The 13,079-nt window shown below is 52.5% G+C and carries 10 protein-coding genes; 6 read left to right on the top strand and 4 right to left on the bottom strand.

The window, feature by feature from the left end; genetic code table 11:
• Positions 1 to 9: 9 nt before the first annotated feature.
• From ACZ5PW_RS16220 to ACZ5PW_RS16205, 4 genes are all read left to right on the top strand, one after another.
• Positions 10 to 279 (top strand): hypothetical protein, encoded by a 270-nt coding sequence (locus tag ACZ5PW_RS16220; protein ID WP_464555591.1) that lies wholly within the window; start codon positions 10 to 12, stop codon positions 277 to 279.
• A complete protein-coding gene (locus ACZ5PW_RS16215) occupies positions 269 to 2,041 on the top strand; it encodes a Na(+)/H(+) antiporter subunit D (protein WP_464555588.1) in 1,773 nt (590 codons plus the stop codon). The genes ACZ5PW_RS16220 and ACZ5PW_RS16215 overlap by 11 nt, the downstream gene beginning before the upstream one ends.
• A gap of 622 nt (positions 2,042 to 2,663) precedes the next feature.
• The gene (locus ACZ5PW_RS16210; RefSeq protein ID WP_464555584.1) at positions 2,664 to 4,199 is read left to right on the top strand and encodes a complex I subunit 4 family protein; all 1,536 of its coding nucleotides are present in this window, start codon (positions 2,664 to 2,666) and stop codon (positions 4,197 to 4,199) included.
• Positions 4,200 to 4,217: 18 nt separating this feature from the next.
• Entirely contained in the window at positions 4,218 to 5,639 is a 1,422-nt protein-coding gene (locus ACZ5PW_RS16205) for an NADH-quinone oxidoreductase subunit N (protein WP_464555581.1), read from the top strand.
• A gap of 318 nt (positions 5,640 to 5,957) precedes the next feature.
• Here the strand turns inward: ACZ5PW_RS16205 and feoB are convergent, their stop codons facing one another.
• Together feoB and ACZ5PW_RS16195 are read right to left on the bottom strand one after the other, a co-directional pair.
• Entirely contained in the window at positions 5,958 to 8,078 is a 2,121-nt protein-coding gene (gene feoB, locus ACZ5PW_RS16200) for a ferrous iron transport protein B (RefSeq protein WP_464555578.1), read from the bottom strand.
• A 1-nt stretch (position 8,079) separates the two neighbouring features.
• Positions 8,080 to 8,316, bottom strand: coding sequence for a FeoA family protein (locus ACZ5PW_RS16195; RefSeq protein WP_464555576.1), 237 nt, complete (start codon positions 8,314 to 8,316; stop codon positions 8,080 to 8,082).
• Positions 8,317 to 8,810: 494 nt separating this feature from the next.
• Between ACZ5PW_RS16195 and ACZ5PW_RS16190 the strand changes: the two genes are divergently transcribed.
• Both ACZ5PW_RS16190 and ACZ5PW_RS16185 read left to right on the top strand, forming a co-directional pair.
• Positions 8,811 to 10,316 carry an MFS transporter gene (locus ACZ5PW_RS16190; protein ID WP_464555575.1) on the top strand — a complete coding sequence of 502 codons (1,506 nt, stop codon included), beginning with the start codon at positions 8,811 to 8,813 and terminating at the stop codon, positions 10,314 to 10,316.
• A 215-nt stretch (positions 10,317 to 10,531) separates the two neighbouring features.
• Complete coding sequence (locus ACZ5PW_RS16185) at positions 10,532 to 11,095, top strand: type I restriction enzyme HsdR N-terminal domain-containing protein (RefSeq protein WP_464555573.1); 564 nt, start codon at positions 10,532 to 10,534, stop codon at positions 11,093 to 11,095.
• Positions 11,096 to 11,188: 93 nt separating this feature from the next.
• Here the strand turns inward: ACZ5PW_RS16185 and ACZ5PW_RS16180 are convergent, their stop codons facing one another.
• Positions 11,189 to 12,199: an alpha-hydroxy-acid oxidizing protein gene (locus ACZ5PW_RS16180; RefSeq protein ID WP_464555571.1), complete on the bottom strand. Its 1,011-nt coding sequence runs from the start codon at positions 12,197 to 12,199 to the stop codon at positions 11,189 to 11,191.
• Positions 12,200 to 12,219: 20 nt separating this feature from the next.
• Positions 12,220 to 13,017: a sulfite exporter TauE/SafE family protein gene (locus ACZ5PW_RS16175; protein ID WP_464555569.1), complete on the bottom strand. Its 798-nt coding sequence runs from the start codon at positions 13,015 to 13,017 to the stop codon at positions 12,220 to 12,222.
• Positions 13,018 to 13,079: the final 62 nt, after the last annotated feature.

The raw sequence follows: 13,079 nt of genomic DNA, 5'->3' as shown, positions 1-13,079 counted from the left end.
AGAACCGCCATGAAAGAAAAACTTGGAAACTGGTTCGAAACCCAGCGCACGCAGAATATGAAGTTCTGGAAGATACTGTTCGCGGCCTTCCTCGCGGTGCTGGTGATCCTCAACTTTTTCATACACCCTCATCATGCCGAATATCATTACGATATCTACCCGGGATTCTGGGAAGGCTTCGCTCTGGTGGTTTCGGTGGGAATGGTCTTTGTGATGAAGGTGCTTATCCAACCTTTTCTAGTAGGACCGGAGGAGAAAGGAGAAGACAATGACACTTAACGGATTCCTCCACCCCTCTCTGGCTTTTATAGCTCTGGCTGTGGCTCTGCCTTTTTTCCGGGGCAGGCAGTGGAAATACTTCCTGCTGATTCCGCCTGTGATTGCCATCGCGGTGGTCTTTACCGCCACCATGGGCAATTTCGGAGTCATCCCGTATCTTGGCAATGTTCTGGTGCTCGGAAGGGTGGACAAGCTTTCGCTGGTCTTCGCCAACGTCTTTGCCATCCAGTCGCTTATCGGCATGATCTATGCCCTGCACATGGATGACAAGGCGCACCACGCCGCCGCGGCCCTTTACGTTGCAGGCTCGTTCGGCTGTGTTTTTGCCGGTGATTATCTGAGCCTGTTCATTTTCTGGGAACTGATGGCTGTGGCCTCAACCTTTCTGGTCTGGCTGCACCGCACCAAGACTTCATCGGCTGCCGGATTCAGGTATTTCCTGTTCCATATGCTCGGCGGGCTTTTCCTGCTTGGCGGACTGCTTCTGCGTTACCACGAGACAGGGACATTCGCGTTTCTGCCGGTGGACCCGCAGGCTGTACACTACTACGACTGGCTGATCCTGATCGGATTCTGCGTCAACGCCGCTGTGGTTCCGCTTCATGCATGGCTTCCTGATGCGTATCCCGAAGCAACCATTCCCGGCGCGGTGTTCATGTGCGCATTCACCACCAAGACTGCCGTATACGTTCTGGCCCGTGGATTTGCGGGGGTTTACCTCCTCGCGGTGGCCGGAACAATCATGGCGGTTTACGGAGTGCTTTACGCGTCCATGGAAAACAATGCCCGGCGAATCCTTTCGTATCACATTGTGTCGCAGGTCGGTTACATGGTTGCGGGGATCGGTATCGGAACCGCCATGTGCCTTAACGGGGCCATCGCCCACGCTTACGCGCATATCCTTTATAAAGGGCTCCTTTTCATGGGAGTGGGTACTGTGATGATGGCTGTGGGAACCGCTGACCTTGACCGCCTCGGCGGGCTGGTCGGAAAGCTGCCCATCGTCATGCTTCTGTACATGGTCGGAGCAGTTTCCATCTCCGGTATGCCCTTCTTCAACGGTTTTATCTCCAAAACCATGACCATTACCGGGGCCGCGGAATCGCATCACACCCTGCTGGCCGTAGGACTTGAGATCGCGGCAGTGGGTACGTTCCTCTCGGTTGGTATCAAGCTTCCCTACTTCGCTTTCTGGAACAAGCCCGCGCGCACGGATGTGAAGCTTAATCCCATCCCCAAAAACATGTATGTGGCCATGGGAATTGCCGCGACTCTCTGTTTTGCGCAGGGTGTTTACCCGCAGATGCTCTACAAGCTGCTGCCGTTCCCGGTTGATTATCATCCCTACACACCCTGGCATCTGTTGCAGGCATCCATGCTGCTGGCTTTCACCGGAGCGGGCTTCTGGATCATGCGTAAAATCATCGTGCCGCACCACGGACGCAACCTTGATTTCGACAAGCTTTACCGCTTTGTCGGGAACATGGGGCTGCTGCTGGTCTGCCGCCCGATCGCCATCGTGGATTCGGTCTGGACCACTGTTTACAGAGTAATTGGCCTCAAGTGGCTGATGAATTCCGCGTCCGGATCATCGTGGTTCGACCGCAAGGGTATCGATACGGTTGTGGACGGAACCGCTTACACGGTGCGTAATATCGGCAGGACAGGGGCTAAGATGCAGACCGGACGATTACAGGATTACCTCGGTATGGCTGTAGTTATCTCGCTTTGTGTGTACGGGCTGGTCTGGTACTTTGGATAGTTAGGGCCTCCGGCGGCTCTCCGGCGGCTCTCCGAGGGCTCTCCGAGGGCCAAAGAACCCTTTTGGAAAAGGGTTCTCTGGACTCTCCTAAAACTTTTAATAAGCTTCGCAGGTTTTAGCGAGAAAGCATTAATAATAGTAAGGAGAAATTGCCTTACAAAGCGGCAAAGCCTTATTGAAAAAGTTTGGGATTCTTAAACCCTTTTCAAAGGGTTTAAGGCCCCCGGCAGGGTCGCCGAAGACTCTCCTAAAACTTTTAATAAGCTTCGCGGGTTTTAGCGATAAAGCATTTATAAATTGAGACAAAATTGCCTTACAAAACGGCAAAGCCCTATTGAAAAAGTTTGGGGGCCCCCGGCGGCTCTCCGAGGGCGCTTTCAGCGGGACCAAAAGGCCCGCGGCCCTTTGGAATCCCCATCGGGTTTTCGCTCTCGGGTATATTGATAATTGAGAAAATATTAAGTTCTGCGTCCCTTGATGAAACTATGAGTTCCAACATATCGCATCAATGGAGACGAAGTCATAATAAAACGTTTTGGGATTCTTAAACCCTTTTGGAAAAGGGTTTAAGGCCCCCGGCAGGGTCGCCGAAGGCATTTTTAAATAAACTGGAGAGAATGCAATGCAAGAAGTAGCTTATCCGGTTCTGACCGTTCTGGTGTTCTTCCCGCTGCTTGCCGCCATCGGACTTTTTTTCCTCCGTGGCGACAACAACATAAGGGTTTACACCTTGATCGTGTCAGTCATAGAGCTCGCGCTCTCGTTTCCTCTTTTTGCCGGATTCAAACTGGAATCCGCGGCCTTTCAGTTCGTTGAGCGGACTGACTGGGTGGCAAGATGGGGAGTGGAGTATTACCTGGGGACGGACGGTATCAGCTTCCTGATGGTTGTACTGACTATCGCGGTCCTGCCCCTGTGTGTGCTCTGTTCGTGGACTTATATACAGAAAAGGGTCAAGGAGTTCCATTTCTGCCTGCTGTTTATGACCGCGGCATGTGTGGGTGTCTTTACCTCCCTTGATCTGGTGCTGTTCTATGTTTTCTGGGAAGCCATGCTGATTCCCATGTACCTGCTCATCGCTGTATGGGGCGGACCGGAGAAGCGTTACGCTTCCTTGAAGTTCTTCCTTTACACCCTCGCGGGTTCGGCACTGCTTCTGGTTGCGATTGTCGCTTTCAGAGTGGTGGGCGGAACGTTCTCCATTCCGGAACTCATGGAGTACAACTTTACTTTCGGATTCCAGTTCTGGGCTTTTCTGGCACTGGCACTGGCATTTGCCATCAAAGTACCCATGTTCCCATTCCACACATGGCTGCCCGCGGCTCATGTGCAGGCTCCGACAGCGGGATCGGTTATTCTGGCTTCGGTTCTGCTTAAAATGGGAACTTACGGCTTCCTGCGCTTCAACCTGCCTCTGACTCCCGCCGCCAGTGAATACTTTGCTCCGTTCATGATAGCCATTTCTATCGCGGGTATCATCTACGGCGGTGTAGTGGCTCTCGGGCAGAATGATATCAAAAAGGTTATCGCTTATTCATCGGTGGGGCATATGGGATTTGTCACTCTTGGTATCTTCCTGTTCAACCTGCGGGGATTCGAGGGTGCTCTTTTCCAGATGCTTAACCACGGTATCACCACCGGCGGACTGTTTATGATGATCGGCGCGGTCTATGAACGCAGCCACAGCCGTGAAATCAGCGACAACCTCGGCCTTGGCAAATACATGCCCGCATACATGTTCTTCTGGGGACTGTTCGCGCTTTCATCCTTCGGATTCCCCGGAACCAACAGCTTTGTGGGTGAGATACTCGTCTTTGTGGGCGCGTTCGAACAGAATCCGTGGATCGGCGCATTGATGGTTCCCGGCGCGATGGTCGCCGCGGCCTACATGCTGCGTATTTCCCTCAAGCTGGCCTGGGGCCGTCCCACTTCGTGGAAGGAATGGGCGGATCTCAATTTCCGAGAATGGACCTACCTTGCGGTTCCGGCGGTCTTTGTCCTTTATATAGGACTTGCTCCGGGACTCTGCTTCAAGGTGATGGACGCTTCCCTGATCAAGCTTGAGAAGGATGTTAAGGAAGGGGCTAAGATTGTTTCCATTGAAAAGGAAGAGCCCATGAAGCTGGCCCTTAATTCCCTCAAGGGTATCATCAAGTAAACAGCAGGAGAAATTGATATGGATATGCAACCACATTTATTCATGCCGGAACTTTTCACGTTCCTGATCATTGCCCTGCTGTTCGTGCAGGCCGTGGGCAGTGCGAAAATGCGTGAAAATGTCGGTGTATGGCTTCCTGTTGCTTCGGCAGTGGGAGTCGTGGTGGCCCTGCTTTCGCTTGGGCAGGAAGGACTGGTCTTCAAGGGGGCCTATAAAGTGGACGGGTTGTCCCAGTTCTTCAAGGCGGCCGTTGCCGTGGGGTTCTGCGTGACAGTTCTGAACGCCACCCGCCAGCCGACTCTGGATTACGAGAAACGGTCCGATTACTTTCTTTTCCTTGCGATCTGCGCCTGGGGATTGATGATGCTTGCCTCGGCCGTTGAGCTTATAACAATGTACCTTGCGCTTGAACTCTCTTCCTATGCCCTCTACGCCATCATCGCGCTGCGGGCCAAGGACAAGGGTGCTGCGGAAGCGGCAATCAAATACATTCTCTTCGGAGCGGTCTCTACAGTCCTTGCCCTGTACGGCTTCTCCTACATACTTGCCGGGATGCACACCACCTACCTCTCTGAACTGGTGCAGAAGACATGGACCTTCCAGGCGGCCCCCATGGCTGTAACGGGCATGGTCCTGTTTCTCGGTGGTATGTTCTACAAACTGGCCTTATTCCCGTTTCATTTCTGGTGTCCTGATGTCTATGAAGGCGCGAGTAATGAAACCGCCGCTTTCGTGGCAACCCTGCCCAAGCTCGGAGCAGTGGTTATTCTGATCCGCCTCGCCGCCATGTTCAAGCCGGGGTACGACATAACCACCATCATTGCCGTGCTCGGTGCACTGTCCATGACTTTCGGCAACCTGTCCGCGCTTGTACAGCGTGACGTTAAACGTATCCTCGGTTACTCCTCGGTGGCCCATGCCGGTTACATAATGATCGGTCTGGTTTCCGGGACAGCGGAAGGATTGGCAGCGGCGTCATTCTACGCGCTTGCCTACGTTGCGATGAACCTGACCTGTTTCTGGGTAGTCAGCCGTGTCTCCGTTGACGGACGCAACCTTCAGCTGGATGATCTTAACGGACTGCACAAGCGTGCTCCGGCACTGGCCTTTGCCCTTGCTGTAGGTTCGTTCGCTCTGGTTGGACTGCCGCCTATGGCCGGGTTCATGGGCAAGCTGTTCCTGTTCTCCGCCGGCTGGAACCACGGTTACAACTGGCTGATCATAATTGCCGGTATCAACACCGCGATTTCCATTTACTACTATCTGGGAATGGTCCGCCATGCCTACACCAAGGATGCCGCTGAGGACCAGCCGCTGCCGGATACTTCCGCTTTCAGCTTTGCTGGCGCGGCAGTGCTTTCCGTGCTCGTGCTCGGTCTCGGAATGATGCCCGCCGGTATTTTCGACTTCGCCCTGAAGGTGGGAGAGATTATGCCGTAAGGCGTCTGGCTGCGATGTGAAAATTAAATGAAGCCCCGCTGCCATTTGGCGGCGGGGCTTCTTTATGTTGTCCTTTCAGGGGTGTGGCTCGGCATGTTGAAGTTTAATTGACTGCTTGAATGCTGCTGGCGCTTATTATCCCGTGAGTCGATATCCGGGTTACACCCCCCTTTGGGGGTGTAACCCCACAGGAAGGTTGTTTACTGTCCTACAACAAAAAGGCCGGGAAGCTTCATAACTTTCCGGCCTTGCATGACGGCAATTGGAGGTACAGGGTTTTATATAGAGACTGTACTGCCGTACTTTGTGTGGTCTTATCTAGAGATTCAAAGGCTGTAACACGTCTATCTTTTCAGATTCCTTGTTGCCGAGATATTTCAGGGTTGCGTAGATTCCGCCAAGAATCGCCAGCGCGATCGCAATGTAGATCATGTTTTTGCCTTCAGTTACCTGATAGAACAGGGTGGCCACGGACCATCCGAGAGCGGTGCAGTACATGGCCATTACGGCAGAGTAAAAGCCGCCCATTTCCTGACGGGTGGCCCCGATTACTGCGAGGCAGGGGAAGTACATGAGTACAAAAAGGAGATACGCGAAAGCGGAGAATACGGTGAAATTGGCGGCGAGGTGCTTGTAGACAGATGTGTCCGCCCCGATTTCTTCTGAAATGGTGGCGCTGTCTTCGCCTATAAGCCCGATTCCGAGCAGGTCGACAGAGCTGACCAGTCCGACAAGACCTTCGCCGACGGTGGTGAACGCTTCAGTTACAGTCGCGCCGATATCAACGGATTCTTCTTCCGCGGGAGCATCGGCTGCAACAGGTTCCTGTGCTTCCATTGAGGAGTAGAGCGAGTTGACTGTTCCGACAATTGCTTCCTTGGCAAAGAGTCCGGTAAAAAGGGCCACGGATGCGGGCCAGTTTTCTTTTTTAATGCCCATGGGTTCAAAGATGGGTGAGATGGATTTACCGGCAATGGAAAGTACCGAGTTCTGGGAATCTTCGTTGCCGAAGCTCACCTGACCGTTATCGATACCCACGGAGTTCAGCATGGAAAGGACAAATACGGCGGTTACTACAATAACACCCGCGCGTCTTACGAATCCTTTCATACGCAGCCACGCACTTTTGAAAACAGCGCCGACCCGCGGCACATGGTAGTGGGGCAGGTCCATGACAAAGTGTGATGATTCGCCCTTGAAAAGGGTGTTCTTGAGCAGGAATCCGGTGAATATGGCCATGGCCAGTCCGGAGAGATAAATGAGAAATACCGCAAGGCCGGAGTACGCTCCGAAAAGGGCCACGCAGAACAATGCGTAAACCGGAAGCCTCGCGCCGCAGGACATGAACGGAGCCATGAAGATAGTCATGAAGCGGTCACGCTTTGTGCTGAGTGTGCGCGCTGCCATAACAGCGGGAACAGTACACCCGAAACCTACGACCATGGGAATAAACGCTGAACCGGGCAGGCCGATGCGCCGCATGAAGCGGTCCGCTACTACCGCAACACGGGCCATGTAACCGAAGTCTTCGAGTATGGCCAGAGCCAGAAACATGAAGAATACAACCGGAATAAAGGTGGCAACCGTCTGGATACCCGCGCCGATTCCGCCCAGTGTCACGGTTACCCATTCCGGTGCGCCTATATTCCCCAGCATTTCCGCGGGCAGGTCAATGAAGAAAAGTCCGGCAGTAATGTCGAAGAAATCGATGAACACGGAACCCAGCCCGATGGCAAACCAGAAAGTAAGGAACATTGAAGCCAGAAAAACAGGAATCGCGGCAAATTTGTTCATTACAATGCGGTCCACCCGGTTGGTGAAACTTTCATTGGGGTCTTTGTTTTCATTGAGGACTTTCTGATAGATTGTGTCGATAAAAGCGTATTTCTGAACTGTGTCCATCACTTCCGCGCGGGTGGGATGGGTATCGTGTTCGGGCAGTTTCTGTGCCTTGGCCGCTATTTCTTCAACGGCTTTGCTCACGGATGCCCTGTCTACCGCAATTACCGGAATAACCGGAAGCCCCAGTTCTTCGCTGAGTTTATCCACATCAATGTCCAGACCCTCCTTCTCAGCCACATCAAGCATGTTGAGGAGGATTACGATCTGGTCGGTGCGCTCCTTGAGATCCATGGTCAGGAACAGGTTGCGGGAAAGGTTGGTGGCATCAACCACATTGATGATCATGTCATATTCACCGGCGCGGATAACCCGTTCCGCGACTTTCTGATCTTCCGTGTCGGGGCTGAGGTTGTAGGTTCCGGGAAGGTCCACCAGTTCTACCGAGCTGCCCCCAAGAGTGAAGCTGCCTTCAATTCTTTCGACTGTTACACCGGGCCAGTTGCCCACTTTCTGCCGTGATCCGGTCAGGGCGTTGAAAAGTGTGGTTTTACCGCTGTTGGGGACGCCTGCTATGGCTATTCTGTCAATCCTGTGCATTTTAAAGCTCCCTTACCTTGATCTGCATTGCTTCTTTTCTTCTGAGAGCCACCCGGCTTCCGCGAATCTGGAAAACCATGGGGTCGGAAAGTTTTACCGGAGCAAGTCTGATGGGAGTGCCTTCCACAAAGCCCATTTTACGGAGCTTTTCAGCATAACCGGTTGTGTCCGCATCAAAACCCACAAGTGAATAATTTCTGCCGCTAAGAATATTTGAAAGATCCATGTTCTTAGTCATTTTCTCTCCGCCTGCAGTTTCCACTGCTTTGAATTTAACTGTTAAGGTTGAACGCAAAGCCCTCTCAGACCCTGTGAAAGCCGCATTGTTATTATTTGGTTAGTATTTTGTTACTGTCAGTTCCTGGCTGTAAGCTGACAGGAAATTTAATGTCATGTTCGTAATTCAGAGCACTTGCAAGGTGAGTGATCTGTTTTAACCATTACCGTTAAATGATTGATAAGGGTTTTCAAAATCGGGTTCAGTTGACGTCTATCCAGTGTTTGTTGTTGGGTCAAGAAGAAAATGAAAATTATTCTCATTGAGCCGTAGTGTCTGTCCGCCGGAGAGCGGGAGCGCCCTTTTTTATCCATATTGACGGTTGCTTCCGCATTTCGTCACTGTGCCGCAATGCAGGTCGGCTTTAATTGATGTATCCGGTGATGTATCCGGCAAGAAACATTACTTTGAAAGGACAACCGAAAATACATCTGCTATAAGTAAGGGTAATCACAATGGAAGAAAATCCGGGGGGTGGACTCATGGCGGCAAACGGTCAATCCGGCCAGGTGGCTGCGAGATCGGTTCAGGAATATATAGATGAGACGCCGTTCTGGGCTGACGGAACCTGCGCGCCGTCTTCTCCCATGACATCCATGCAGTGGCGGATCTGGTTTCTGGCTTCCGCGGGTAAATTCTTCGAAGGCATGGTTGTTTTCATGACCGGGGTTGCCCTGCCGCTGATAGTCAGGGAATTCGGGCTGGGGGCAATGGAGAAGGGGGCGGTGAGTGCGGCGACCCTTTTCGGTATCCTTATCGGAGCCACCGCCCTTGGAGGTCTGGCCGACCATTATGGGCGCAAAAAGATGTTCATAGTGGAAATGGTGCTTTTTGTAGCCTGCCTGATAGCCCTCATATTCAGCCCAAGTTTTATGATGCTGGTCACATTTCTTTTCGGGATGGGGCTTGCGCTCGGCTGTGATTATCCCACCGCCCACATGGTCATTTCCGAATCAATTCCCAGCACGGACCGGGGGCGGCTTGTCCTCAGCGCATTCGCTTTTCAGGCTGTTGGCGCGTTGACGGGTACGGCTATCGGCTATCTCATTCTCTATAAAGCCCCAGAGCTTTCAGCCTGGCGTTATATGTACGGGACAGCCATCATTCCGGCGGTTCTGGTTGTGGTGGGAAGGTTTTATATCCCGGACAGCAGCCACTGGCTTGTATGCAAGGGCAGAATAGAGGAAGCCGAGAAAGAGTTGCACAGACTGCTGAACAGGAATCCCAGCTATCCGAAAGTTATCAGGATTGCCCCGCCAGCCTGTGAATGTGCAGAAGAAAGCAGGAGAAAGGGTTCATACCTTGAGCTGTTTCGTGGCAGGAATCTCAGGGCGACTGTTCTGGCTTCGGTTCCGTGGTTTCTGCAGGATCTGGCGACATACGGAATAGGAATTTTCACGCCTACGATTCTGGGATCGGTCATCGGGGCCAAGGCTGTCCACGCGCGCAATGTCGCGGACCTCATCCATAACGACATGCTTGCCGCCAAGGGTGCTGCGTTCATTGATGTCCTGCTGCTGATCGGTATCATCGCCGCTGTGCTGATGGCGGACAAGGTCGGGCGGATCAAGCTTCAGGTCGCTGGGTTCATCGGTTGCGCCGCGGGACTTTTTCTTGCTTCCATGTCCATGACAATGGACTCCGGTTCATCCATGTCCATTACTCTCCTTTTCAGTGGATTCATGCTTTTCAGTTTCATGACCAACATGGGTCCCAACGCCATAACCTATCTGCTGGCGGGGGAGGTCTTTCCCACCCATGTGCGGGGTAAGGGAGCGGGGCTTGCCGCTTCATTCGCCAAAATAGGCGCAGTTGCCACCGCATTCTTTTTTCCCGTACTGATCAAGGATTTCGGTACCGGGGTGATTCTCTGTGTTCTTGTGGGCTGCTCACTTCTCGGGGCCGTGGTCACATGGATATTCAGGATAGAAACCAGCGGAGTGAATCTGGAAGAAATGTAAATTCCATCGCAAAACATCCGTATCCCCGCCCGCACATTCTGCCGGCGGGGTTTTCTTTTTTGTTCCCTCTTGCACAATGGGGGAGGATGGCTATATATTTGGCTGAAACAATTAAGTAAACATGACGACAGCTTCGGTGCTTCAGACCGGGATATTTGAATCAGCGGTTTTATGGATTTCACGAACTGTCGCTGCCAGCCCCTTGGAGGCATAAGATGCATGAAGTCAGTATGGGTGGAACGCTGCGGGATTACCTGAGCGGAGAAGAAATAGATGAAACGACTTATGAGGAGTTCCGGCAGGCTCTGGCCAGAATGCTGGTTGAGGAACTCGGCTATCCGAAGGATTCCCTTGAGGCAAAAGTCGATCTCTGTTTTGATATAGATGGCGAGGAAATATGCCGGACTATCGATCTGGTGGTCTACAATAAAGAGAAGCTGCCCGTGATGCTGGTCATGTTCTGTGCTGGTGATGTGGGCAGTTACGAGCGTGAAGCCGTCTGCGCCGGGAAGCTGTTTCAGGGCGGGCCAGTGCCGTACGTTGTGATCAGCGATTCCATGGACGCTTTCCTGCTGGACGCGATATCGGGAGATACACTTGCCCACGGCATGAGAGCCGTTCCGAGCTATGAAGAACTGATGGAGAAAACCGCTGATTACGATCGCAAACCGCTTCCGCCGGAAAGAAGAGCCAAGATTGAGCGTATTTTCTACACTTACACAGGTTTCCTGCAGGGCACATGCTGTAGTGAAACATGTTCATTGCCCCCCAAGAAATAACGGATGCATAAAAAACAGCCCGCAACTCCCTTGAGTGTTGCGGGCTGATACTTTTGATGGGTCTTCAACCGGAATAATCCGGCAGCCTGAATCTTATCTGTACAGAACCCTGATATCCACAAATCCGGCTTTTTCGGTTCCGGTCAGAACCATTGCGGCGGTGAGTTCCGCTTTCAGCTGATCGATGTATTTTTCAACACCTTCCTGAAGTCCGCCCACGGTTGCAACCGAGAAAGGACGGCCGATCATTACCGCATCCGCTCCGAGGGCAAGCATTTTCAGAACATCAATTCCGGTGCGGACTCCGCCGTCAACCATTATGGCGCATTGTCCGGCAACAGCCCGTGAGATTTCGAAAAGCACTTCCGCTGTTCCGGGACAGGAATCCAGCACCCGGCCGCCGTGGTTTGAAACAACAATTCCCTTGGCTCCCGCGTCAATGGCCATGCGTGCTTCGTCAGGAGTCATGATGCCCTTGAGGATGAAGTCCGCATCAACTGAATCGATGATCTCACGCAGCTTGCGCATGCATTTGGGAGTCACGGGACGTCCCATCTTCTTCAGTGTGATCAGTCCGGCGGCGTCAATATCCATTCCGATGATTTTGCATCCGGTTTCCTGAGCCTTTTCAAGCTTTTCATTCAGCTCTTTTTCTTCCCAGGGCTTGATGAAGGGAATGCCGTGTCCGTCAACATCCTTGATGGCGGAGAAACCGCTTTCATGGATGAAGGGCGGGACACCGTCTCCGGTACAGCCGATGATGCCTTTTTCCTTACAGCCTTTGAGCTTGGAGGTGATGTAGTCAAGTTCGCTGATCTTACCGCCCATGTTGAACTCAACACCGCCGATAGGAGCGGCGATTACCGGAATATCAAGGTCCATACCCATGATGTTCACGGAAGTGTCGGGCTCGCTGAACTCGTGGATGGTGCGCATGTTGAGCTTGAGATCTTCCAGTGCCTTCACATTATTCTTGAAGCTGGAAGCGGTCCCGAGGCCGCCCATGCCGGGAACTTCTCCCACACAGGCCTTACCGTTACACACAGGACATACTTTGCAGTAGCCTTTCATGAGTTCACGGGCATTGTCGCGTACTTCTTTCATTTTAAAAACTCCTTATATAATTAGAAGATAGAGATTAACATTCTGGTTGCCACGATGATGAGCAGAATCGCGAAAATCTTTTTGAGCCTGTCCACGGGCAGACTGTGCGCCAGCCTTACACCAAGGGGAGCGGTAAGCATACTCGCTGAAACGATTCCGATCAACGCGGGCAGGTAAACATAACCGAAACAATATGGCGGCAGCCCTTCAACTCCCAGTCCGGTCCAGACGAATCCTGATGTACCGGCAATGGCGATGGGCAGTCCGATGGCCGCGGCGGTTCCGATAGCGGTATGGATGGCAACGTTGCACATGGTCAGAAACGGGACGGAAAGTGTGCCGCCGCCGATTCCCACGAGACTGGAAAATATACCGATCACGTTACCGGCAACAAACATGCCCTTGCCCCCGGGAACCTGTCTTGATGCTTTGGGCTTGAGTCCGAAAAGCATCTGGGAGGCAACGTAGTAAAGAAAGATGACGAATATGCCTTTGAGCACATTGGTGTTCATGAAGGATGTGGACAGGGAGCCTAGAAAAGTTCCGAGCAGGATTCCCGGTGTTATCGCCTTGAAGATATCCCAGCGGACCGCGCCTCGTTTATTGTGCGAGCGCATGCTGGAAATCGAGGTGAAGATAATGCTCGCCAGCGAAGTTCCCAGTGCAATGTGCATGAGATGTTCCTGGGGAATGCCCAGCGGCGGAAGCGCAAACACAAGAATGGGCACAATTACCAGTCCGCCGCCGATGCCGAGCAGCCCGGCAAGAATCCCGGCGAACACACCGAGAATAATGAAAATAAGCAGGGTAGAAATCATTAATAAGTCCTCACTGCGGAAAGAGAGTCGGATACTCTCAGGTTAAAGATATCCACCGCTGC

The sequence above is a fragment of the Maridesulfovibrio salinus genome, assembly GCF_055394525.1.
Note: the sequence above shows the minus strand (reverse complement) of the source record. Positions and strands in the feature narration are given on the sequence as shown.

What these genes read in the sequence shown, in the direction of transcription:
- ACZ5PW_RS16185 (WP_464555573.1), top strand. Translation starts at nt 10,532, where the DNA reads ATGCATGAAGTCAGTATGGGTGGAACGCTGCGGGATTACCTGAGCGGA.
- ACZ5PW_RS16210 (WP_464555584.1), top strand. Translation starts at nt 2,664, where the DNA reads ATGCAAGAAGTAGCTTATCCGGTTCTGACCGTTCTGGTGTTCTTCCCG.
- ACZ5PW_RS16180 (WP_464555571.1), bottom strand. Translation starts at nt 12,199, where the DNA reads ATGAAAGAAGTACGCGACAATGCCCGTGAACTCATGAAAGGCTACTGC.
- ACZ5PW_RS16175 (WP_464555569.1), bottom strand. Translation starts at nt 13,017, where the DNA reads ATGATTTCTACCCTGCTTATTTTCATTATTCTCGGTGTGTTCGCCGGG.
- ACZ5PW_RS16220 (WP_464555591.1), top strand. Translation starts at nt 10, where the DNA reads ATGAAAGAAAAACTTGGAAACTGGTTCGAAACCCAGCGCACGCAGAAT.
- ACZ5PW_RS16215 (WP_464555588.1), top strand. Translation starts at nt 269, where the DNA reads ATGACACTTAACGGATTCCTCCACCCCTCTCTGGCTTTTATAGCTCTG.
- ACZ5PW_RS16195 (WP_464555576.1), bottom strand. Translation starts at nt 8,316, where the DNA reads ATGACTAAGAACATGGATCTTTCAAATATTCTTAGCGGCAGAAATTAT.
- ACZ5PW_RS16205 (WP_464555581.1), top strand. Translation starts at nt 4,218, where the DNA reads ATGGATATGCAACCACATTTATTCATGCCGGAACTTTTCACGTTCCTG.
- ACZ5PW_RS16190 (WP_464555575.1), top strand. Translation starts at nt 8,811, where the DNA reads ATGGAAGAAAATCCGGGGGGTGGACTCATGGCGGCAAACGGTCAATCC.
- feoB (WP_464555578.1), bottom strand. Translation starts at nt 8,078, where the DNA reads ATGCACAGGATTGACAGAATAGCCATAGCAGGCGTCCCCAACAGCGGT.